This window comes from Cylindrospermum stagnale PCC 7417, assembly GCF_000317535.1.
GTDB lineage: Bacteria > Cyanobacteriota > Cyanobacteriia > Cyanobacteriales > Nostocaceae > Cylindrospermum > Cylindrospermum stagnale.
Genome location: NC_019757.1, coordinates 4,468,852 through 4,490,646, shown reverse-complemented (window position 1 = coordinate 4,490,646; position 21,795 = coordinate 4,468,852). Strand labels below are relative to the sequence as shown.

Sequence of the window (21,795 nt, the reverse complement as noted above, 5' to 3'; positions counted from 1 at the left end):
TTATTACCATTTTTAAATTTTCAGGAAACTCCAAAAAGTTAGGACTAGCCCTTTCAAGGTGTTGTGTAATGGCTTGATTTGTAGTTAGCTCATGCATAGGTGAAAATCTGTTGAGTTGGGTGGAGAATAGAAATGTTGCTAGGGAAGGTGTTTGAGCGGTTTATCAAAGAAAGTCCAGTTTCTGAGGTCGCTTCTTCGCTGTTGACAGAAAATTAACACACCTTTAAAACTCCAGTCCTATTAACCTCTCAAAAATGATTTTGAATAGGTTTAATCAATCGTGCGTACTGATGATTTTGTCGCTAACAAGGCAGCCATCATCAGCATGATACCGCCCGCCGCACTGAAAAGAATCGTGATATTTACATCGGCTAATAAGCCAGCTACAGCGTAGGAGAACGGAGCAATCCCATAGGAAGAAAGCATCACCAAGCTCATGACTCTCCCTAAAATCTCAGGTGAGGTTCGTCTTTGAATCCAGGTAATTCCTTCAACAGTCAAAAACCCACTACAGAAACCTAGTACAGCAATTGTCACGCAAGCCAAGATAATATTTGGTAAAAAGCCAAGCAGGATGATACCGACGCCTTGTATACTGGCGAGGCTTAACATCAGAACTCCAAGGCGTGGATGACGACGGAGTATTCCAGGCGTCAGCGCTCCTATCAGTCCACCAGCACCCCATGCTGACCTGATTATCCCTAGCGCAACTGCACCGCCTGGAAAGCGGCTATAAGCCAATGATGTAGTACCGACTTCTAACGGTCCCAAGAAAAAAAAGTTTAACGCCGTTAGGATCAGCAAAACGATTCTCAGCGCTGAATTATGCCATGCATAGTTCAGTCCTTCACGAACACCAGCAATAAAACTGACCCCATTGCTGGTTGGGATGGGCTTTTTAATAGACGACTCAAAAACCTCTTTCAACTCGTCGGTCAATGCTATATCCTTAGTGGTTAAAGCACTTTGCTTAGGGCTGCTTTTCATCAGCAAAAGTGTCACGGTCGTGAAAATGAAACTGGCAGCATCAATTGCCAGAGCTGTTTCAATGCCAACAGTGGCAATTAGCAAACCACCTAAAGCTGGCCCAATCAGCAAAATAAGTTGAGTTGTTCCCTGGCTTAAAATGTTACTTGCCCCCAACTGCTCTTTAGCTACGAGAGTAGGTATGATAGATTTTGCTGCTGGAATAAAAAAGCCATCGACAATACCAAAGCAGATAGCAAACAGGTAAAGATGCCATACTTGCGTTGCTTGAAATATAACCAGCGCTGTCAGTAAGACTGTCAGCACCACACGTAAGGCATTGGAAACCAGCATAACTAATCGAGGTGACAGACGATCGCTGACGACCCCACCGACAAGCATCAAGAAAGCACGGGGAATCGCGGCTGCCATTAGCACTGTGCCCAAGCTGATACGAGACTGAGTTAACAGTATAGTTAACCAAGGCAAGGCCACTAAGTAAAATTGATCGCCAATGAGTGAAACGCTTTCCCCAATATATAGAAGCCGGAAGTTGCGTACAGTCAGTGGTTGCCAAAAAGGCAGTCGTTCTGTGCTTGAAACTTTTGGTTTTTCCATTTTTGACAAGATTTTATGATGGCTACCGCTATAGTGCTTAACTCAAACGCCCCGCCATTCCATTTAATTGGAAGCTATAGCAATCCTATTTGAGTTGTGTATCCCTTACGGGAGCCGTAGGCATCACGGCATTTTTTTAACGTATTATTTAGGGCCGCTATATATCTAAATAATGAGATCATCTGTTTTTATCAATAACATCTACAAAAGAGACAATTCATACATCTCTACTGTGAATTTTAATTCTTACAGGACTTACGCAAAAATCGCCAAAAAGCTGAATTTATCATAGACGCGGAGCGGCGTGCCGTAGGCTACCGCCAAGGCGCCCCTGTTCGCTAAGAATTCGTAGAGTGTGCTTAAGTCCTATCTTAGATTAGGTGTTTACTCATAAACTCAAGTAAGCACTTTGCTTGTGTAGGCAAGATGTTCACCCTGAGATGAGGGGTGAGTCCTGAGTGCTTCTAGTCTCATCAAAGACTCTGGCAGTAATTACAACGCTCAAAAGAGTAATCACAACACCCAGAACAAACACCCCCTGATAGCCAAATGACTCAGCAATCACACCACTGATAGCAGCAGCACTAATGCCGCTAAAAGAAAGAATTGAACTTTGTATAGTCTGATCTGTACCAGCAGTTTCTAGTTCGCTTTTGTCCATCACAATTGTGAATACAGCCGTACTGGTCAGGCTTACAGAAAACTGTACAACGATGGCAACTAAATAGAGTATGGGCAAACTAGTCACACCGGACGCAGGCAGCAGGTAAGTCATCATGGCAACTGCTTGAAACAATCCAAACAGAATCAGTGATCGTTTCCGTCCTAGTGGATTAATCAGAAACCCAGCAGCGATCGCGCCAAATATCCCAACAGTGTAACTCACTACTCCCAGCAACAAGCCAATCTCTGACAAAGACAGCCCAATATCCACCAATAGGAGACGATACATAGTGCTCGCCATAATGCTACCTTTCATATACAACAACAAAACTAGCAACCAACGCCACATTCCCTGACGACGGAAGAATTTGACCAAGTTCATTAAGGCAGGAGTAGAACGTTGAGAGTCGAGCTTAGTTTGAGACACTTGTTGGTTATTTCTGTTGGGTTCTTCATACCGTAAGATTGGGAACAGCGCCACAACCACCAGGAATGCCAAAGTTAACATGGTAGCCATCCATCCCCAGTAATTGAGTAAACTCAGCATCCAACCACCGCCAATGACAGCACCTAAATAGTTGCCTCCCATTTGCACCCCGTTTCCTAAACTTCGCTCCCGAACTTCTAGCAACCCCAAAGCCAATGCATCTGTAGCAATGTTTTGGCAAGCACAAAGGAAACACATGACAAACAAACAAATCAAAAGGGCAGTAACGTTGTGTTCAATGTTAAGCAAACCCCCAATAACAGTGGTACAAGCTATTAAAACTTGAAGGCAAATAATCCAGAAACGATAATGTCCTAAAGTGGTAAAGCTATATCGATCTATTAGGGGAGACCATAGAAAATTGAGCGCTGAAGGTAGAATCAGCAATGAAAGAAAACTGATCGTTTTTAAAGAAACCCCCTGCTGACGCATGAACACGGGCAGGGCTTGATAGAGAAAAGCAGTTGGTAAGAACTGTGACACATATAAGCAGCCTAATAATCCTAATTTATTCAGGCTTTTTGTGCTGATCATTATATAATTTTGTCTTCCAGATTTTTTATTTTTATTTCTAGACTCTTTCACATCAAACTAGTACGGATAAGGTTCCCATTTTTGAGGAGTTTAGGCAGTTGATAAAAATGTTTGTTGAACCATATACAGTAGAGCACAAAGTTTTTTATAAGTCTTGCCACATGGAGATTTCAACAAAACACTCAGATCTCATGAAAGTACGTTTTAATCACTATTTCAGCCAATAGACTTAAATGTTATTTGGCGATCGCTATTAAACAAATGCTGTACGCTCATTGTTGGTGAGGGCTGAAACCCTTGTTTTTACATTTGTTTTCAAAAGTTTGTTATCTACTGAATATTACCAGTGTAGTCATATATGTCAAAAGACAAGCTGTCAAACTTTAATTCGGTAATACAGCACTTTTCTTGTTGGATTACCACACCTAAATATCCAAAAGGTTTACGGGGTATGGGTTATAGGATTTAATTTTGTACCTGACTCTTGAGCAAAGTGCTATAAGTGTATGATTTTTATCTTGCCAGAGTGATAAAAATTTATTATATTGACGGAATATTGATCTACTATTTGTTAGATTCTGTAGAGGAATAACTTTTTCTACCTCTTTTTTAAATCTTTTAGCAGGATTGAATTATTTAGGTCGTAGATTGCGCGAACAGTAGCCTAATAACCTTACCAATTCAGAAATGCTGACAAACTTAATTTTTAACTTGCATAAATCCCTTGAAAACCTCTGATATATCTCAGTAGGTATTGCTTGAGCCACTCTCTGATAATCAGTAGTGTCTAACGACAAGCCGCTACTCTACGAGTACTTCAAACGAGTACTCATCTATGCATATGGTCTTGGTTTTGCCCTTGATGTATGCATTGTCTGCCTTGTCGATGCGTAAGCCCTAAGTGCCTTAGCTAACTTTTTCAACTAAGCCTGGAAAAGTTGACAGAGTAAGGTTTTCAAACTAAATCTGATTTTCTAAAGTTCAGATTCAATCAGAATAAGCAACGAGAAAAGAGGACTTTAGGATAGCGATACCGTAAGAGATGTCTAAAGACAAGCTCTCTGCATATACGCATCCTTTCAAGAGATCACGGAAAAAGTCAGAATGCCTTAGAAGGAGAAAAGTAATGAAAATTAATAGACCATCTCCAGAACATGTTGGTGCCGAAATTTTGGAGATAGATGTTGCTTTGATTAGTGAAGCAGAAATAAATTTGATTAAAGAGCTTGTATACGAGCATAAATTAGTGGTTTTCAGGGAGCAAAATATTGACGATGTCCAATATTTAGAATTTGCTCGCAAAATTGGTACGCCACAAATTTATCCTCAGGGTAACTATCATCATCCGGACTATCCTGAGATATTTGTTTCTTCAAATGTTCCAAAAGATGATAAAAAATTTGGCGTTTCAGGAACTGGTAAATATTGGCATACTGACTGTGCATTTCTTAATGAACCCTTGCCATTAACTATGCTATATCCACAAGTTTTGCCAAATTCAATTAGAGAAACCTACTACATTGACATGGGGCTGGTTTATAAAAAGATGCCTTCAAATTTGAAAAGCTTTGTCAATGATAAACACATGGTGCATGATGGAAAATGGCGTTACAAAGTGCAAGAATGGGATATTGACAAAGCAATTATAGATATTTTGAACGACATGGGTAAGCAATTCCCACCTGTGAAACATCCAGCTGTCATTACACACCCTGTTACCAAGGAAAAAATATTGTACATGAGCCAAGGTTTTACAACTGGGATCTTAGGTCTAAATTATGAAATAAGTCAAGAATTTTTGCAGGAATTGTTTTCGTTTATTGAGCAAAAAGATCATATACATACTCACGTATGGAAAGACGGAGATATCCTGTTATGGGATAACAGACCACTAATTCATAAGGCATCTACAGTACCGAAAGGTGAAAAAAGTGTTAGTTATCGCATAGGTATTTACGACAGATTACCGTTTTATATTTCCTAACTTAATACAAGCAAGGATGAAAGTTATGAACAGCTATCAGCAAAATCCAAAATCAGATAATGTAAGCCAGTTTTTATTGGACATGTTTCTTGAGCCATATAAAGAAAATTGCAAGTATCTAAAAAAGGCTCAAGTTCAATATTCAAATGTCGGAATACCTAAGAAATCGCAAAAAGTAGATGAAGCTGAATGGATTATTAAAGGTGAATTTTCCATTCCAGATTCTTGCTATATTGCTGACACAGGACACTTTAATGCGGTAGAGTTTAACATTTGTTATAATCAGCTATGTTACATCTTAATGGCTTATTTAGTTGATAATAAATTACTAGATGCCATGAAGCATTGGGACTTAAAAACATATAAAGAGCGTCAGTTAAGTAATTGTTTGATTGCCAAATTTTCCAGCACATTCAAAAAACAAATCAATGCCAGACAGTTTCAAGGATTACTAGCAATCAACAAGTCTTCATTTCGAGGCAATTTGATAATCTTGAAAACTTCTTGTGTATTCTATGATGAGTACGAGGGGTGGGCTGAAGGTGATGTTACCATTGCTATATTAAACAATGAGTTAGTAGAAAATAGTGGATGTGTCAAAAAAACAGTATTGGCTTAAATGTGTAGGGATTGTTGTTCAATTCGGCAATTAGAAAATTTAACTTTAGATGAGGTCAGGTTTGTTTGATGTCATTTTGGGCGAAGCTCAAAACTGCCATGATGCTACCCTAATAGTATCTACTTTTGTGTATGCATCCCAGGCGTTTCACCCAGAATGACACAAAATATCTTGTGATAAGGGATTAAATTAAAATAACTTGAATGTGATAGACAGCAAGCTGTATTTATCTAGTAGTTACTGCCCTTTCATGGAATGATGAACAGTTGGAAAGATCCAATTTAGCTTTGAAAATAACAAAGAAACTACGTTACTGTCATGCACACCGAATTTGTTAGGGAAACTGAATTACAAAAAGAAACAGAGCATGTGTTGACACAGCAGCATGAGCTTTTACCAAGATTGGCACAGACGACGACAAACGAACGTCAAGCATTCATCACAGCTTATTTGCAAGAGCAGATTGCTAAAGCTATAGGGATTAGTACTTGCGAACTAGATGTACAGCAGCCTCTCAATCACATGGGAATTGATTCCTTGCTTGCTGTTGAATTAAGAAACCGACTAAGAACTGACCTCAAGGTGGACATAGTTGCGGTAAAATTCATGGAAGATACCAGTATTGCTAGTTTAGCAATGCAAATAAGCGAACTACTGACCACAAATGCACCGTCTGGCTTATTTGCATCTCTTCAGAAAGCGCACACACTCAACCAAGATAGCCAAAAAGTAGACCCTGCTGAAAATAGAGAACACTTTAACCAAACAGCAATTAGTGAAGGTGATTGGCTAGAAGGTGAAATATGAACTTAGTTGAGTTTCTCAAAGACCTTTCTCTACAGAGTGTGACATTATCTATTGATGGCGATCGCCTGCGCTATCATGGACCCAAAGAAGTATTGACACCCATAATCTTAGATAAAATCAAGCACCATAAGACAGAAATCCTACAGTTGCTGCGCCAGGGTATTCATACCTCTAAATATTATCCTCTTGCTCATGGGCAGCGAGGTCTGTGGTTCTTGTACAAACTAGCCCCAAAAAGTGCAGCTTATAACATCCCTTTTACAGCACGCATTCGCTCAAATTTGAATGTTCCAGCCTTACAACGCGCTTTCAGTGCGTTGATAGTTCGACATCCAACGCTACGTACCACTTTTGGTCAGCAAGGCGATGAACCTTTTCAAGAAGTTCATCAGTATCAAGAAGTTTGCTTTGAGGAGACAAACGCTTCAACTTTGAACTGGGATGATTTGACTAGTAAGGTAATTGAGGCATATCGGCGTCCCTTCGATTTAGAACAGGGCCCTGTACTACGAGTCAGCTTGTTTACTCGCTCTGCACAAGATCATATTGTTTTACTGACAATACACCACATTGTGATTGATGGGTTCTCGTTTGGCATTGTTCTAGATGAATTGGGTTTGCTCTACCAAGGCGAAAATGCTGGTTATTCAGTATCTCTCCCTTCCATTGACTGGCAATATACAGACTATGTGCAATGGCAAACCCAAATGCTGGCAAGTTCTGCTGGAGAAAAGCTATGGGATTATTGGTACAAACAGTTTGCTGGTGAGTTACCAGTGCTAAATCTGCCAACTGATAGGTCTCGACCACCAGTGCAGAATCAACAAGGAGCTTCCTATAGCTTTGAGGTGACTAAAGAACTAACTTCTAAACTCAGAGAAAATGCCAAGGCTTTGGGAGCAACCCTTTACATGACTCTCCTAACAGCCTTTGTGGTGTTACTTCACCGCTTGTCAGGTCAGGAGGATATCATAGTTGGGTCTCCAGCCAATAACAGAAGTCAGCCTGAATTTGAGCAAACTGTGGGGTTTTTTGTAAATATGCTGGCCTTGCGCGTGAATCTTGCTGGCAATCCCACTTTTTTGCAATTACTCACGCAAGTACGCCATACAGTATTAGCTGCGCTCCTGCATCAAGATTACCCATCTCCTCTATTGATTCAGCGATTGCAGCTAAGACGTGATCCCAGCCTCTTAGGACTTTTTCGAGTTTCGTTTAACCTATTTAAGTTGCAGCACAATGCAGAGATACTAGACTTATTTACTTTAAGCGAGACAAAAGCGATCGCAAATTGGGGAGGGTTATCGCTAGAGCCTTTTACCATACCACAGCAAGAAGGACAAAATGATTTAGTCTTCGACATGATGGAAACAACGGAATCACTGGTTGCAATCTTTAGGTACAACACCGACCTATTTGATGCAACCACGATGAGTCGGATGGCGGGACACTTTCAGACCTTGCTGACGGAGATTGTTGCTAATCCACAACAGCCAGTTTCAAAAATACCTCTGTTAACTAAAGTTGAGCAACATCAGTTACTGGTGGAGTGGAACAACACCAAAGCAGAGTATCCGCAACAAAAATGTATTCATCAGTTGTTTGAAGCTCAAGTGGAACTGACCCCAAACGCGATCGCAGTGGTTTTTCAGGATTCGGAAATAACCTACCAGGAATTAAACGTTCAGGCTAATCAGTTGGCATACCACTTGCAAGCAATGGGGGTAAAACCGGAGGTGCTAGTAGGTATTTGTGTCGAGCGTTCTATAGAGATGGTCGTGGGACTACTGGCAATTCTCAAAGCAGGTGGGGCTTATGTACCCCTAGACCCGACCTATCCTCAAGAGCGATTGGAGTTCATGTTGTCGGATTCGCAGGTATCAATACTTTTGACTCAGGAGAAGCTAATAGCACAGCTACCTGAACACAATGCTCATTTAGTTTGCCAAGATACAAACACAGAGATAATCAATACCAACAGCCAGGAGAATCTAGTTAACGAGGTAACACCAGAAAACTTAGCCTACGTGATTTACACTTCAGGTTCTACAGGAATACCTAAAGGAGTGATGATTAGGCATCACAGTCTGGTGAATGCTTATTTTTCCTGGGAAGATGCCTATCAACTGCGAAAAAGAACTAGTAGTCATTTACAAATGGCTAGTTTCTCTTTTGATGTATTTTCAGGAGATCTGGTGCGTGCGCTTTGTTCTGGAGCCAAATTAGTTCTCTGCCCACGAGAATGGCTTTTGGTTCCTGAAAAGCTGTATGAACTGATGCTACAACAAAAGATTGATTGTGCCGAGTTTGTTCCTGTCGTTTTGAGGAACTTAATCGAATATCTGAAAACAACCAAGCAGAATCTTAACTTCATGCACTTGCTAGTGATAGGTTCAGATAGCTGGTATGTCAAGGAATATGAAGAATTTCGGCATTTCTGTGGTGTTGAAACTCGTTTGATTAATTCCTATGGGGTCAGTGAAGCCACCATTGACAGTTGCTATTTTGAAACCGCCGAAATCAACCAGCCTGCTGATGAGCTGGTTCCTATCGGTTGCCCCATGAAGAATACACAAGTTTACATTCTCGACCAGTATCTCCAACCCGTCTCTATAGGCGTTTCTGGTGAACTACATATTGGCGGTACTGGTTTGGCTCGTGGCTATCTGAACCGTCCTGAATTGACCAGAGAGAAATTTATTCTTAATCCCTTTAGCAATCAAAGTGAAAACTACCTCTATAAAACTGGAGATTTAGCATGTTATCGACCTGACGGTAACATCGAGTTGCTTGGTAGAATTGACAACCAGGAAAAGATTCGTGGCTTCCGCATTGAATTAGGCGAAATTGAAGCAGTACTTACGAGACACCCAGAGGTACAAGAAGCAGTAGTTATCACCCGCGAAGACCAACCAGGTAACAAGCGACTGGTAGCCTACATTGTCTCCAAGCAAAAGCGACCTACCACCAATAAACTACGTAGCTTCCTCAAGCAGAAACTGCCTGACTATATGGTGCCTAATGCTTTTGTAATCTTGGCTGCCTTGCCTCTGTTGCCCAATAACAAAGTAAACCGCACTGCCTTACCAGCCCCAGATACATCCAGTCTTAGTTTGTCAGCCAACTTTGTTCAACCCCGCGACACCTTGGAACTACAACTGGCGCAAATTTGGTCAGAGATTCTCGATATTTACCCCGTCGGCATCTGGGACAACTTCTTTGACAAAGGCGGACACTCCCTTTTAGCCGTTCGCTTGATGAGTAAGATTCAACAGCAGTTTGGGAAAAACCTGCCTTTAGCAACACTCTTCCAAAGTCCCACTGTTGAGCAACTGGCAAATATTCTTCGCTTGACAACAGATTCACAACTTTCGTCTCCCTTGGTAGAAATTCAGCCTGCTGGACAGGGGACACCTTTCTTTTGTATTCACCCGGTCGGTGGTAACGTCTTCTGCTATGTGGACTTAGCCCGTCATCTTGGTACTAAACAACCTGTTTATGGTTTGCAATCACCTGGTTTAAATGGGGAACAAGAACCTTTAACTTCCATTGAAGACATGGCCGCTTACTATATTGAAGTGCTACAAACCGTTCAGTCTCAAGGTCCATACCATCTGGGAGGCTGGTCTTTTGGTGGCGTTGTTGCTTTTGAGATGGCTCAACAATTGTACCAGCAAGGCCATGAAGTAGCTTTACTAGCCTTAATAGATAGTTATGCACCTATTACTGTCAATATCTCTGAAGAGATTGATGAAAAAATGCTGGTGGTCTATCTCGTAAAGGACTTAGGTGGTCTTTTTGGTAGAGAACTGCCATTATCAATAGATGAATTACAGCCACTCAAGCGAGACGAGCTATTAAACTCTATTTTAGAGGAAGCAAAATTAGTCAATATCTTGCCCTCAGAGTTTGGGCTAGAACAGATGCACCGAATGTTGCAGGTTTTCCAAACTAACTACCAAGCTGCATATCGTTACACACCCAAGCCATATCCTGGACGCATTACCCTTTTCTGTAGCACAGAAAAATTTGTGGAAGTCAGCCAAAATCCAAGCCAAGGTTGGGATAAGTTAGCGGATAATGGTCTAGAAATCTATAAGATTCCTGGTGATCATTACACTATTGTCCGGGAACCTCATGTTCAAATTCTAGCTGAACAGATGCGAACCAAACTCAATCAGATAGGCAAGGCATAATAATTAAAAATTAAAATGTTAATACTTCATTCTTAATCTGTCTTAAAATACTTTCATTTGACAAGTAAAAACCGAAGGCTATTTCCACTTAATGACCTGACTTATTTCTAAGGAATATCAATGATATATAACAATGAAATAACAACCTTAGCAGCTTTACCACTTGTGCAAGCACGTCAATATCCAGAAACTAGGGCACTAATTTTTAAGGATAAGGCGCTTACTTATCAAAAGCTACATACGCAAAGTAATCGCGTGGCTAATACACTTTTAGAACAAGGTGTTAAAGCTCAATCACGCGTTGCATTATTAGCTAAAGATTCATTGAAAAGTTATGAAATATTATTTGCTTGTTGTAAAATCAATGCTGTCTTAGTACCTATTAACTGGCGTTTAGCTGCTCAAGAAATCAGTTATATTCTTAGAGATGCTAATGTGGAAGTTCTTTTTGTGGGGCTTGAGTTTTATACATTAGTTAAATCTATTTTAAATGAAATTGATGGAGTTCGAGCCATCATTGCATTAGACAAAGTTGAAAATGATTGGTTGAGCTATGATAATTGGCATCAACAGTATAGCGATGTTAACCCTAATATTACTATTGAGCCAAATGATGTCGCAGTGCAAATATACACTAGTGGTACGACTGGGCGTCCCAAAGGTGTTCAACTATCACATTATAGTTTCTTTGCCATTGCCAAAGAAATAGTCAAGCAAGGCAAAAGCTGGATAGGTTGGAACGAATATGATAAAAGCTTGTTGACTTTACCTTTATTTCATATAGGTGGATTATGGTGGGCTATTCGTGGTTTGGTAGCTGGTGCTGAAAATATTTTACTAGAATCTTTTATCCCAAAGGAGGTTCTCGAAGCAATTGAAAAATATGACATTACAAAAGTTGCGATGGTTCCTGCCATGATTCAAGTTTTATTATCTGAACCTGCATGTGAACAAACAAATTTTTTATCCCTGGGGCATATTGTTTATGGCGGTTCTCCTATTAGTCAATCACTATTGAAAAAAGCGATCGCTACATTTTCCTGTAACTTTGTGCAAGTTTATGGTATGACCGAAACTGGAAATTGTGCTGTTTGTTTATCTGTAGATGATCATGTATCTGCGAATCCAAACAGACTAAAATCTGTAGGTAAACCCTTTCCTGGAGTTTCACTAACTATTTTGAATAATGACGGCGAACCTTTAGCAGATGGTCAAGTAGGTGAAATCTGTATAAAATCGCCCGCCAATATGATTGGTTATTGGAAATTACCCGAAGCTACAACAAAGACACTCGTTGATGGTTATATCCATACTGGAGATGCAGGTTATTTTGACGAAGAGGGTTACCTCCACATCTGCGATCGCATTAAAGATATGATCTGTTATGGCGGTGAAAATATCTATCCAGCAGAGATTGAAAATATTTTATATGAACATCCAGCAATTTCCGAAGTTGCAGTAATTGGTGTTCCAGATGAATATAGGGGAGAAACTGTTAAAGCTATTGTAGTTTTAAAAGCAGGGATAAATGCGACGGCATTAGATATCATCAATTTTGTTAGAGGGAAAATTGCAGATTTCAAGCTACCTAGAAGTGTAGAGTTTACTGAATCTTTACCGAAAACACCAAGTGGCAAATTGCAAAAGGGTAAGCTTCGGGAAAAATATTGGCAAGGCTATCAACGAAGAGTTAACTAACGGGACTTAAACAAAAATATTGAAGCAAACCGCACAGCAATTAAAAGGAGCAGCCAAACGTAGATTCATTGCACAAACAGTTGTGGCATTAGGACGCGGAGGACAGTATGAAGGTGGAGCGAGACTTAGGATGGAATCGCGTGACTGTTGGTAAAGGAATTAAAGAATTAACTACTGGTATAACTGGCGTAGATAATTATCGGGGTAGAGGACGTAAAAAAGAAGCAGAACACCTACCAAATTTTTTAGAAGATATCAAAAAGTTGGTTGATTCTCAAGGTAAAATAGACCCAAGTTTTAAAAGTCAAAGGCTTTACACACACCTTGAAAGAGCTAAAGTTAGGACTTACGCATTCACAACTTCGACGGGCTGCACTTACCGAGGAAATAGCAAATCTGAGGTATCGTTGCAGTGATTAAAAGTGCTAGTGATTAAAAGTGCTAAGAAACTGCTGGGCAGCACACTAGGTAGGATGCGTAAAGAGACGCATCAAAAAAAGCATTTAAAATTTCTAATTAATTAGGTTTTTTGCGACTACAGTACCTCACCAAAAGTATAAACAATCCAATGCCTGACAAATATTTAATCGGGTCTGGTATGCTGGGATTGGGAGAGAAAAAGCCTTCAATAGTACCAGCAATAATCAACATTGGCACAATACCAAATACTAATTGCACCGCCAGAGAACCGGAGAATTTTAGTGCATCCCGACGGCGATATTTACCAGGAAATAAAATTGCTTTTGCTAGTAAAAGTCCCGCACCACCAGCCAAAAAGATAGCAGGTAATTCCAAAGAACCGTGGGGAAATACAAACGCCCAAAAGGGGTAAGCAAGTTGATTTTGACCCACTAAAGTACCCACAGCACCAATTAATAACCCATTGAATACCATGATATAGACTGTGTATGCCCCTGCTGTCATCCCCCCAGCAACAGCAGCAAAAGACACCGACAGATTATTGACCATAATACTGCTGGATGCCAGAGGTTCAATGCCGACAATCGAACCCATCCACAATTTATGCTCATCTCGCACCTGAGTAATTAAGCTTTCAGGTACTATCAGCGACATAAAAGTTGGATCTTGCCAAGCATACCACCAAGCCACTAAAGCCCCTAGAAAAAATAAAGCGGTAGCAGTGGCGATGTATGCAAAGGTTTGCTGGATTACAGATGGTAATCCCCAACGGTAGAATTTCACAACTGCAAGCCATTCCTGTCGCCGCGAACCTTGGTAAATCTGCGTATATGCACGGCTTGTCAGAGATTGTAAACTTTGAATCAAGGTATTGCCCACTTGTTGGGTACGGGCCCGCGACAAATCCGCCGCCACGGAACGATATAAACTCGCTAACTCGCGAATTTTATCTGCTTGCAGTGACTTTAACCCTTTTTGTTCTACCTGCTTTAACAGAGAGTCCAGATGCTGCCAATTTGTTTCTCGCCGTGCAATCCAACGTTGAATATTCATAAGTTTTGGCAATACTGAGTTTAACTTAGCTTAAAATAACCTCAAATTCTCAACCGTACTTTCAAGAAAAATTAGCGATCATGTCTGAAAATTTTGGTTCTCCCGGTATCGTACAACCCCTCAGTATTGGTAACGTAGTCAGTGCTGGTGTACGGTTGTATCGTTCTCATCTCAAAACTTATCTTAAACTAGCATTAATTGCTCATTTGTGGGTTTTACTTCCCATATATGGCTGGGCAAAATATGCTGCTATATCTGGACTAATCTCGCGTTTAGCCTTTGGAGAATTGACCCACCAGCCGGAAAGTGTTGAAGATGCCAGAAGTCACATTAATCCACGTTTCTGGTCATTTTTAACAGTTTATTTGCGAGTAGGTATATATATTTTGTTAGTTTATCTTGGGCTAGCCATTATAGGTGGTGTATTGGTTGGTTTTTTGGGAGTAATATTAGGTAGTGGAGCGATTTTAATTACAAATATCTTAGCAACGATTTTGATGGTAGTTATCGTTTTACTAGGACTAACTTGGTTTTATTCCCGTTGGGTAATAGCCGAAGTACCGTTAGCAGTTGAAGAAAATATCAATAGTAGCGACAGTGTAACTAGAAGTTGGGAGTTAACTAAATCTTCTGCATTTCGGATTCAAGGCGTTGTGATAGTTGCTGGTATTGTGACATTACCAATTGTATTTTTGTTTAACTATGTGCCTAGTCTATTTCTCCTGACACTGGAGCAAGGTTCTACTATCTACTGGATTGTGTATTCTATTTCTTTGATTACCAGTTTAATAGGTGGGATATTTGTGATGCCATTCTGGCAATCCATCAAAGCTGTTATTTATTATGATCTACGGAGTCGTCGTGAGGGGTTAGGTTTGCAGTTACGTAACCACGATATTTAAACCACCAATACCGAGACTACTATGCACCTGTTTAACCGTGTTAAATTCCGCACACCTGAAAGTGTTGAATTAGAGTTTACCCTTGCCGGTATCGGTAGTCGTGCCTTTGCTTTAATCATTGACTATCACATTTTGGCTGCGACTTTGGCTGTGTTTTTTCTGATCTGGGCTATGGTTGCGGAGCAGTTAGGAGATTTTTTGGCAGAGATTTTTGGCTCCGCAGCTTCTTTATGGTTGGTGGCGATCGCATTTTTGGGCGGTTCTGTTATTTACGCAGGTTATTTTGTCTTATTTGAAACCTTATGGCAGGGACAAACTCCTGGTAAACGCATTGCTAAAATTCGCGTTATTCGAGATGATGGTAGACCAATAGGTCTGCAACAAGCAAGCCTGCGTGCCTTACTGCGTCCCTTTGATGAGTCTTTGTTCATTGGAGCTGTTTTAATTGCGTTGAGTCGCCAAGAAAAACGCCTGGGTGATTTAGCAGCTGGCACAATTGTGATTCAAACCCAAACAGCTACTAAATCGGCAGCTTTAACTATTTCTGAGCAGGCAAAGTCACTCCATATAAGTTTGCGGCAATTTGCCGATTTATCCCAATTGTTACCCGATGATTTTGCTATTATTCGTGAGTACTTGGGGCGACGTAGTGGAATGTCATCAAAGGCAAGAACCTTACTATCTCTAAAATTATCACAGCAGGTTCAAGCTATTATTAACTTAGAACATCTACCAGCAGATATTACCCCTGATGTGTTTTTAGAAGCTGTTTACCTTGCCTATCAACAGTCAGAATATTAGATGATTAAGAAATAGGTAATTGATATTAGTAAAAAATCTTACTCATTACCAATTACCCATTACCAATTAGCAAATTTAATGCCCATCTCAAATCAAAAGTCTAAACTCGGCCAATCTGGTTGACGATAATAGCGTGCCATGTTGTCAAACTTCCGCAGTTCAACACGCTGAACCAAAAATTCTGGCAAATTCAAAAGCCATTGTTGATTCAACTGAGAAAGTGTGGCACTGAAATTTGTCCGGTCTAGCTCAGGCGAAACCTCCCCAAAATAGCCTAATGTAATATGGGCGGTAAAGTGATAGTGCTGCTCAATACCCAAAGCAATTAACTTGGGATTTTGATAAATTGTCCGGCGAAATTGAATAATCTCCTCATAGCAGCGTTCATCCTGGGGTACTAAACAAACAGCTACAGCTCTCGGCATCAGTATCAGTCCCAGCATTTGCCATTGAATCGGATGAGTCCTTTTTGTCATCGATTGTTGATATTGCTGAAACATTTCGGTTAAGCAATGTCTCAACTCTTGATCAAATTTGGGATTTTCTTCACAGGTGTGAAGGTAAGCACTGTCCCAAATCAAATCTGCCAACGTCACATGGAAGCTAGCAGCAGGTACAGGCACAATCAAATCAGGGTTTACAGGTAACTGCAAAAGTTCCTGCTGATAAGCCTGTAACTTGGCGTAGAAATCAGAGTTTAGTGAATCTTCCTCCGCTGGTGGAGTAATCAGTGTATAGCCAGGGAAAGGTGCTGGTTGTCGCAATCCAGAATGCGGCTGAAATTTAGATGATTCCTGGATATGCTGGACTTGGGATCTGTAAGCTTCTGGTAGCGTCAGTCTAGCTACCCGATTTAAGTAAGTTTGATAGTTGTCGTCCAATCTTCATAACCTCACGCGCTCACTTGATAGATTTTAGGGAAATTTACCCAGATTAACTTAAGTGACTTAAAAAGTATTTAGCTTTTTTGGGGTGATGGCAGGGGAAAATGGTGTTGGGTATTGGGTAATTGGTCTTGGGTATTGGCAAAAGACAACAAAGAGACGAATTCCATAATTCCCCCAATTCCCCCCTGCCCCGTGCTCTTTGCCCTCTATGAGGTTTGTCTATGCCAGTCTATGTTTACTGGGGTGAAGATGATTTTGCTATGGAAAAAGCGGTAGCGCTCTTGCGCGATCGCATCCTCGATCCCCTTTGGATAAGTTTTAATTACACTTCATTCTCCCCAGATCAAGCCGACGCTACAATCCAGGGGTTAAATCAAGTGATGACACCAACTTTTGGCGCTGGTGGACGCTTGGTGTGGTTGATCAATACTACCCTCTGCCAGCACTGTCCAGAGAATGTGTTAGCCGAATTGCAACGAACCCTGCCCGTAATTCCCGAAAACTCATTTTTATTGCTTACCACGCGTAACAAACCAGATGAACGCCTCAAAGCTACGAAATTGTTGAAACAATGTGCCACCGAGTTCCGAGAATTTCCGCTGATTCCACCTTGGAAAACCGAATTGTTGGTACAATCTGTTAATCAAGCTGCTCAATCTGTGGGTCTAAAACTAACTCCCAAGACAGCGGAACTATTAGCAGAATCCGTCGGTAATGATACACGGCTACTCTACAATGAAATAGAGAAATTGCAGCTGTATACCGCAGGCAGCAACCAGCCTCTAGACGTAAAGACCGTTACCCAACTAGTTAGAAATACTAAGCAAAATAGTTTACAATTGGCAGCAGCCATCAGAACTGGAGATACAGCTAAAGCTTTAGCAACCGTGGCTGATCTAATCAACGCTTCTGAGCCTGGGTTGCGGATAGTTGCTACATTGATTGGTCAATTTCGCACCTGGTTATGGGTAAAAATCATGATCGAAAGTGGCGAGCAAAATCAACAAGCGATCGCTCAAGCCGCTGACATCGGTAACCCTAAACGCATCTATTTTCTACAGCAAGAAGTCAAGTCTCTTTCTATCCAGCAACTAATCTCCTCTTTGCCCCTGCTGCTGGAGTTAGAAGTTAGTCTCAAGCAAGGAGCTTCAGAAATGTCAGTACTACAAACTAAAGTGATAGAACTTTGTCAAGTATGTCAAGGAACTTGATACTAAATATAAAAGTTTGATGGACTGAGGGTTTTCTGGAACTTCTCACTCCTAAAATAATTCACAGTTATTACCCCATCCTTACTGTAGTACTGTGTCAACAATCATATGAAAAAAAATTTTGATTTATTTTTCCGAATTAGCCTCCAGCGAATACTTACCCAATCATTGTTACTTGCCACTATCGCCACTGGGGGTTTATTTTCCAGTCATTTGAGCTTAAATTCAAAAGCTTATGCTCAAACTCCAGCATTCAACGATGCTGAAATCACCAGCTATGCCCAAGCTGTATTAGCGATGGAACCACTCCGTCAACAAACCTTGGAAGAAATTAAAAAAATTATTAATGGCGGAGAAGTTCCCACGATAGTTTGTAATAAACCCGATAGTATGAATAGTCTGCCAGGTAAGGCTAAAGATATTGCAGTTAACTACTGTAAGCAATATGCAAAAATCGTCAGCGAGAGCGGTTTACCTCCTGAGCGGTTCAACCAAATTACTGTAGAACACCAAACTAACAAGAACTTATATCGGCGGGTTTATAATACATTATTACGCTTGCAAAAAAAACCTGAATCTCGGTAGTTTAATCTTGGATTTAAATTATTTATCTGGATAAAGTCCAAGGGTAAGGATAGTTTTTTGTTATTGGACATTGGTAACTAATAACTAATGATTTTTGTAAATCCATCAAGAAAAACATTTATCGCTGATCATTGTGATTTTTTAAACAATTAAAAATTTAAAAATAACATTTTCATAAACAATTCAGAACATGATCATACTACTCAAGTTCAAGCAATAAAGGTATTTGTTGGGTTATACCTTTGGTATGCTACGCGTATGCTTACAGCACGCTTTGAGAACAAGTTCGCGGAGCGTGGCGTTAGCCATAGTGTCCCGAAGGGATACGCTCGTGTGCTCTAGACAACCTACAATTTTCTTAACTGAACTATGAGTTTGTCATCACTCGCAAATCTTAAGTCTGCTTTTCAAACACTATTAAGTGCTGCTGAGGTAACAAATTTTTAGTTTCACGCCAAACTAAACCCACAGCTTGCATTTCTTGGCGGACTTGTTTTTGAGTCATCTTGTGGAGTTTCTTGATCATAATAAAGGGATTTTCGCCTCGGTACTCAACCAGTGCTACCCTACCACCAGGTTTCAGCGCTTTGACAATTCCTTGCATCACTTCTTGGGGATATTCAAACTCATGATAAGCATCTACCATCAGTACTAAATCCACACTTGCGTGTGACAAATTAGGGTTTGTGAGAGTTGCTAAAATAGGCTCAACATTAGAGATATTTTTCTCTTGTTTGAAAAACTCAATAATCTCCAACATTTCTGGCTGAATATCTACAGCTAATACCTTACCGGATGGTAATAAAGGCGCGATGCGAAAACTCAAATAGCCTGTACCCGCACCAATATCTGCTACCACATCATCAGGTTGCAAATTGAGGAGGTTTACCACCTGATTTGGTTGTTCTTCTATTTCGCGACTTGGTCTTTCTAACCAACCGGCGCCAGTGTGTCCCATGACTTTGGCAATTTCGCGCCCCATGTAGTATTTACCGATGCCATCTGGACTGTGAATCTGCCTTTGTTCGTAAACTGTGGTGCTGGGAGAGGATGCTATTGCTGCGGCTGTCGGTTGAGTTAGTAAACTCCCCAACATTACTAGGATGATTCCTAGAAAATTTAAAAATTTAAACTGAAAATTATGATTCATATTTTTGCGAAAATTATTTTTTTACAAACCGCAGAGTACGCAGAGAACACAGAGAAAATAAAGATAGATTTTCAGGAATTGAATAAGTTAATGAGAAAAATTTAGAGCCGATTTTTTCTTTCCATCAGCGCTATTCAAATAACAGCATTCGTAGCAAAAACTTAAATCACAAATGGTGCTAACTGGCGCTTATCCCATTGTTCCCCAAATCGCTCTGCAATCAGTGGTCTGACGATAAACTTGGGTGGGGTACCTTGTTGAACGTCAATCCGTACACATGAGTAAGGTAGCCGCCTTTGGGAAGCGTAGCCATTGCGTCCAACATAAAGCAGCGAATCCGCAACTTTCCGAGTCGGACTGCCGGCAATGTTGGTAAAAGTCTCCATCAGTTCTGGGCCCTCTTGTCGTTGACGACGGGGACGATGTCCGCTTCCACCAGAAATAATGCAGTTGATGTGGGAGTCAGCATATCCTGTATCAACTGTGCGGATGTGTTCCAAACAGTGGGCGTGACCGTTTAAAATTAAATCGACGATGGGACGTTCTTTTGTCTGAGAACCCAGAGTTTGGGCTACTGCTTCAAATAAAGAGCGCAGACGATGACGAACTGCCAAAGTTTGTGCCTGGTGCCACTTGGTTGCCTCTGTGACGTAGGGGGGATGGTGAAAAAATATTACCCTTCCGCGTACTTCGCTCGTATGCCAAGATTCGATCAGCCTGTTTCGCAACCAATCGAGTTGTTCAAAGTCGATGTCTGGTGTTTTCTGGGGTGATAGTTGTTTTTCGATATCGATTTTGACTTCGTTGATTTGGTCTAATTTGGCACTGAGTTCATCGAGTTGTTCGGCTTCGCTGGGGATATCGGGATTTAGGCGATCGCATATTGCTAAAATCTGCAATTCTTCTTGTTCTATCTCTTGGCGATGCTGTTGCAATTGCCGGCGGTTGCTTTCCCCGGCTTGAGTTGTCGGCAAGGGTGATGGTGTATTAAAGGTATTAGAGTCTAAGGCGAAAAAGTCAATCCCGCCGTAACGAAATGTGTAATAGCGGTTGGGGACGCGGGTAAATTTTCCTGGTTGGTAACGTAAACAGCGTCCTGTGTCGCTTTTGGCGGTGTAATGCTGATCTAAATGATGTTCTAACTCTTGGTTCGATGCGATCGCTCCCATGTAGTCTAGAAAGGCTCGTGCATAAGCATCACCTTGATTTGAGCCATGCCAGCCAATCTCAATATCTTTGTAGCGCAATAAGCGGCGTAGGGACGATGTGGGGCCAGTCAGCAATCGATACATTAATGGCACATCATAGTAATCGTGATTTCCCAACACTGGCAAGAATGGCAGATTAAACACCATGCGATCGTAGGGAATGCTGTTATGGTTGTCGCCACCGACGATAAATTCCCGGTAAGGCTCGATAAAGTTTTGCGGATAATACTCTTGGGAACCCACCACATAAATCACATCGCCAGTGTGCAACACAAAACGGCAGCCATCGCCATGAGCTAGCATTTGTTCAGCTACTTGTCGTTGGGGGTGTTGTCCGTAACGAGATTTAGTGCCAGTATCACCAATCACCATAAACGAAAATTCTGGACTATCCTCCTTGCCATCGTCTAGAACCATCGAGGTTTGGTCAATTCCCCGCTGCATAATACTGGGATGCATCCACCGCACCCGTTGCTTCATCTTTTGGATTTTCACAGGAATTGGTGGTTCGGAAATCAAGTTCATGGCTAGATTTAGCTAACGCCTCAGCTAATTTTAACGAAATATTAAGTGCTTGCCGATCTACTACTCTTCTCGCAGTAAGGCGCGAAAGCCTGCCTGTAAAAAATGCTCATTTGCAGTGAGTGCTTGGGACATTTCTCTAGATTCCATCACGATAAAAGACACACAATCTCCAAACCCCCAGGCTTTTTCAGGTTGGTCACAATATAACTGCAAAGCACGTTCGTAAATTTCCTGGGTGAGGGAGACAATTTCTACTTTAGAGTCTGCTGCTAAAGCGTTTAATAAGATGATGGACCCGCGACGATAGGGTGGTTGAGATAAGGCATTGCCAATTTCTAACATCACTGCTTGTGTTGTGACTAAGCGTGTTCCTGCCGCCGCTAACAGTTTAGCTAAATGCACGGCTCGGTCATGTAAGCGATCGCTTGGTGCAGATAAGGCGATCGCAAATGAGGTATCGAGAAATATTTCACTATTCATG

General features: G+C 41.0%; 16 protein-coding genes and 1 pseudogene. 10 read left to right on the top strand and 7 right to left on the bottom strand.

Annotated features, from left to right (window positions below):
- Window positions 1-270 precede the first annotated feature (270 nt).
- Window positions 271-1,584, bottom strand: coding sequence for an MFS transporter (locus tag CYLST_RS18840; protein ID WP_015209319.1), 1,314 nt, complete (start codon window positions 1,582-1,584; stop codon window positions 271-273).
- A gap of 430 nt (window positions 1,585-2,014) precedes the next feature.
- Window positions 2,015-3,268, bottom strand: coding sequence for an MFS transporter (locus CYLST_RS18835; protein WP_015209318.1), 1,254 nt, complete (start codon window positions 3,266-3,268; stop codon window positions 2,015-2,017).
- Between the two features lie 1,126 nt (window positions 3,269-4,394).
- Here CYLST_RS18835 and CYLST_RS18830 point away from each other — a divergent pair.
- The 6 genes and pseudogenes from CYLST_RS18830 to CYLST_RS18805 all read left to right on the top strand — a co-directional run.
- Window positions 4,395-5,252 carry a TauD/TfdA dioxygenase family protein gene (locus CYLST_RS18830; protein WP_015209317.1) on the top strand — a complete coding sequence of 286 codons (858 nt, stop codon included), beginning with the start codon at window positions 4,395-4,397 and terminating at the stop codon, window positions 5,250-5,252.
- Between the two features lie 25 nt (window positions 5,253-5,277).
- Complete coding sequence (locus tag CYLST_RS18825; RefSeq protein ID WP_015209316.1) at window positions 5,278-5,871, top strand: FcoT family thioesterase; 594 nt, start codon at window positions 5,278-5,280, stop codon at window positions 5,869-5,871.
- 318 nt (window positions 5,872-6,189) lie between these two features.
- Window positions 6,190-6,678, top strand: coding sequence for an acyl carrier protein (locus tag CYLST_RS18820; protein ID WP_015209315.1), 489 nt, complete (start codon window positions 6,190-6,192; stop codon window positions 6,676-6,678).
- Window positions 6,675-10,874, top strand: a complete 4,200-nt coding sequence (locus CYLST_RS18815) for a non-ribosomal peptide synthetase (protein WP_015209314.1) — start codon at window positions 6,675-6,677, stop codon at window positions 10,872-10,874. The genes CYLST_RS18820 and CYLST_RS18815 overlap by 4 nt, the downstream gene beginning before the upstream one ends.
- Window positions 10,875-10,994: 120 nt before the next feature.
- Window positions 10,995-12,572 (top strand): long-chain-fatty-acid--CoA ligase, encoded by a 1,578-nt coding sequence (locus CYLST_RS18810; RefSeq protein ID WP_015209313.1) that lies wholly within the window; start codon window positions 10,995-10,997, stop codon window positions 12,570-12,572.
- A gap of 16 nt (window positions 12,573-12,588) precedes the next feature.
- A pseudogene (locus tag CYLST_RS18805) lies at window positions 12,589-12,916 on the top strand (ISAzo13-like element ISMae28 family transposase); the annotation flags it as partial.
- 172 nt (window positions 12,917-13,088) lie between these two features.
- On the opposite strand, the gene CYLST_RS18800 reads toward CYLST_RS18805, so the two are convergent.
- Entirely contained in the window at window positions 13,089-14,045 is a 957-nt protein-coding gene (locus CYLST_RS18800) for a stage II sporulation protein M (RefSeq protein WP_015209312.1), read from the bottom strand.
- Window positions 14,046-14,125: 80 nt separating this feature from the next.
- Between CYLST_RS18800 and CYLST_RS18795 the strand changes: the two genes are divergently transcribed.
- Window positions 14,126-14,947: a hypothetical protein gene (locus CYLST_RS18795; protein ID WP_015209311.1), complete on the top strand. Its 822-nt coding sequence runs from the start codon at window positions 14,126-14,128 to the stop codon at window positions 14,945-14,947.
- A 21-nt stretch (window positions 14,948-14,968) separates the two neighbouring features.
- Window positions 14,969-15,748, top strand: coding sequence for an RDD family protein (locus CYLST_RS18790; RefSeq protein WP_015209310.1), 780 nt, complete (start codon window positions 14,969-14,971; stop codon window positions 15,746-15,748).
- Between the two features lie 92 nt (window positions 15,749-15,840).
- Here CYLST_RS18790 and CYLST_RS18785 read toward each other — a convergent pair whose 3' ends face one another.
- Window positions 15,841-16,629, bottom strand: a complete 789-nt coding sequence (locus CYLST_RS18785) for a DUF1868 domain-containing protein (RefSeq protein ID WP_015209309.1) — start codon at window positions 16,627-16,629, stop codon at window positions 15,841-15,843.
- A gap of 227 nt (window positions 16,630-16,856) precedes the next feature.
- On the opposite strand from CYLST_RS18785, the gene holA reads away from it, so the two are divergent.
- Window positions 16,857-17,846 (top strand): DNA polymerase III subunit delta, encoded by a 990-nt coding sequence (gene holA, locus CYLST_RS18780; RefSeq protein ID WP_015209308.1) that lies wholly within the window; start codon window positions 16,857-16,859, stop codon window positions 17,844-17,846.
- Window positions 17,847-17,954: 108 nt separating this feature from the next.
- On the top strand, window positions 17,955-18,431 hold the full coding sequence (locus CYLST_RS18775; RefSeq protein ID WP_015209307.1) for a DUF4168 domain-containing protein: 477 nt from the start codon (window positions 17,955-17,957) through the stop codon (window positions 18,429-18,431).
- 394 nt (window positions 18,432-18,825) lie between these two features.
- Here CYLST_RS18775 and CYLST_RS18770 read toward each other — a convergent pair whose 3' ends face one another.
- The 3 genes from CYLST_RS18770 to CYLST_RS18760 all read right to left on the bottom strand — a co-directional run bounded on the left by CYLST_RS18770 (window position 18,826) and on the right by CYLST_RS18760 (window position 21,794).
- Window positions 18,826-19,527, bottom strand: coding sequence for a class I SAM-dependent methyltransferase (locus tag CYLST_RS18770; RefSeq protein ID WP_015209306.1), 702 nt, complete (start codon window positions 19,525-19,527; stop codon window positions 18,826-18,828).
- Between the two features lie 215 nt (window positions 19,528-19,742).
- Entirely contained in the window at window positions 19,743-21,314 is a 1,572-nt protein-coding gene (locus tag CYLST_RS18765; protein WP_015209305.1) for a metallophosphoesterase family protein, read from the bottom strand.
- 60 nt (window positions 21,315-21,374) lie between these two features.
- Window positions 21,375-21,794 carry a type II toxin-antitoxin system VapC family toxin gene (locus tag CYLST_RS18760; protein ID WP_015209304.1) on the bottom strand — a complete coding sequence of 140 codons (420 nt, stop codon included), beginning with the start codon at window positions 21,792-21,794 and terminating at the stop codon, window positions 21,375-21,377.
- Window position 21,795 lies beyond the last annotated feature (1 nt).

Excerpts from the sequence above, each read along its gene's own strand:
- CYLST_RS18840 (WP_015209319.1), bottom strand. The coding sequence starts at position 1,584 with ATGGAAAAACCAAAAGTTTCAAGCACAGAACGACTGCCTTTTTGGCAA.
- CYLST_RS18835 (WP_015209318.1), bottom strand. The coding sequence starts at position 3,268 with ATGATCAGCACAAAAAGCCTGAATAAATTAGGATTATTAGGCTGCTTA.
- CYLST_RS18830 (WP_015209317.1), top strand. The coding sequence starts at position 4,395 with ATGAAAATTAATAGACCATCTCCAGAACATGTTGGTGCCGAAATTTTG.
- CYLST_RS18825 (WP_015209316.1), top strand. The coding sequence starts at position 5,278 with ATGAACAGCTATCAGCAAAATCCAAAATCAGATAATGTAAGCCAGTTT.
- CYLST_RS18820 (WP_015209315.1), top strand. The coding sequence starts at position 6,190 with ATGCACACCGAATTTGTTAGGGAAACTGAATTACAAAAAGAAACAGAG.
- CYLST_RS18815 (WP_015209314.1), top strand. The coding sequence starts at position 6,675 with ATGAACTTAGTTGAGTTTCTCAAAGACCTTTCTCTACAGAGTGTGACA.
- CYLST_RS18810 (WP_015209313.1), top strand. The coding sequence starts at position 10,995 with ATGATATATAACAATGAAATAACAACCTTAGCAGCTTTACCACTTGTG.
- CYLST_RS18800 (WP_015209312.1), bottom strand. The coding sequence starts at position 14,045 with ATGAATATTCAACGTTGGATTGCACGGCGAGAAACAAATTGGCAGCAT.
- CYLST_RS18795 (WP_015209311.1), top strand. The coding sequence starts at position 14,126 with ATGTCTGAAAATTTTGGTTCTCCCGGTATCGTACAACCCCTCAGTATT.
- CYLST_RS18790 (WP_015209310.1), top strand. The coding sequence starts at position 14,969 with ATGCACCTGTTTAACCGTGTTAAATTCCGCACACCTGAAAGTGTTGAA.
- holA (WP_015209308.1), top strand. The coding sequence starts at position 16,857 with ATGCCAGTCTATGTTTACTGGGGTGAAGATGATTTTGCTATGGAAAAA.
- CYLST_RS18775 (WP_015209307.1), top strand. The coding sequence starts at position 17,955 with ATGAAAAAAAATTTTGATTTATTTTTCCGAATTAGCCTCCAGCGAATA.
- CYLST_RS18770 (WP_015209306.1), bottom strand. The coding sequence starts at position 19,527 with ATGTTGGGGAGTTTACTAACTCAACCGACAGCCGCAGCAATAGCATCC.
- CYLST_RS18765 (WP_015209305.1), bottom strand. The coding sequence starts at position 21,314 with ATGAACTTGATTTCCGAACCACCAATTCCTGTGAAAATCCAAAAGATG.
- CYLST_RS18760 (WP_015209304.1), bottom strand. The coding sequence starts at position 21,794 with ATGAATAGTGAAATATTTCTCGATACCTCATTTGCGATCGCCTTATCT.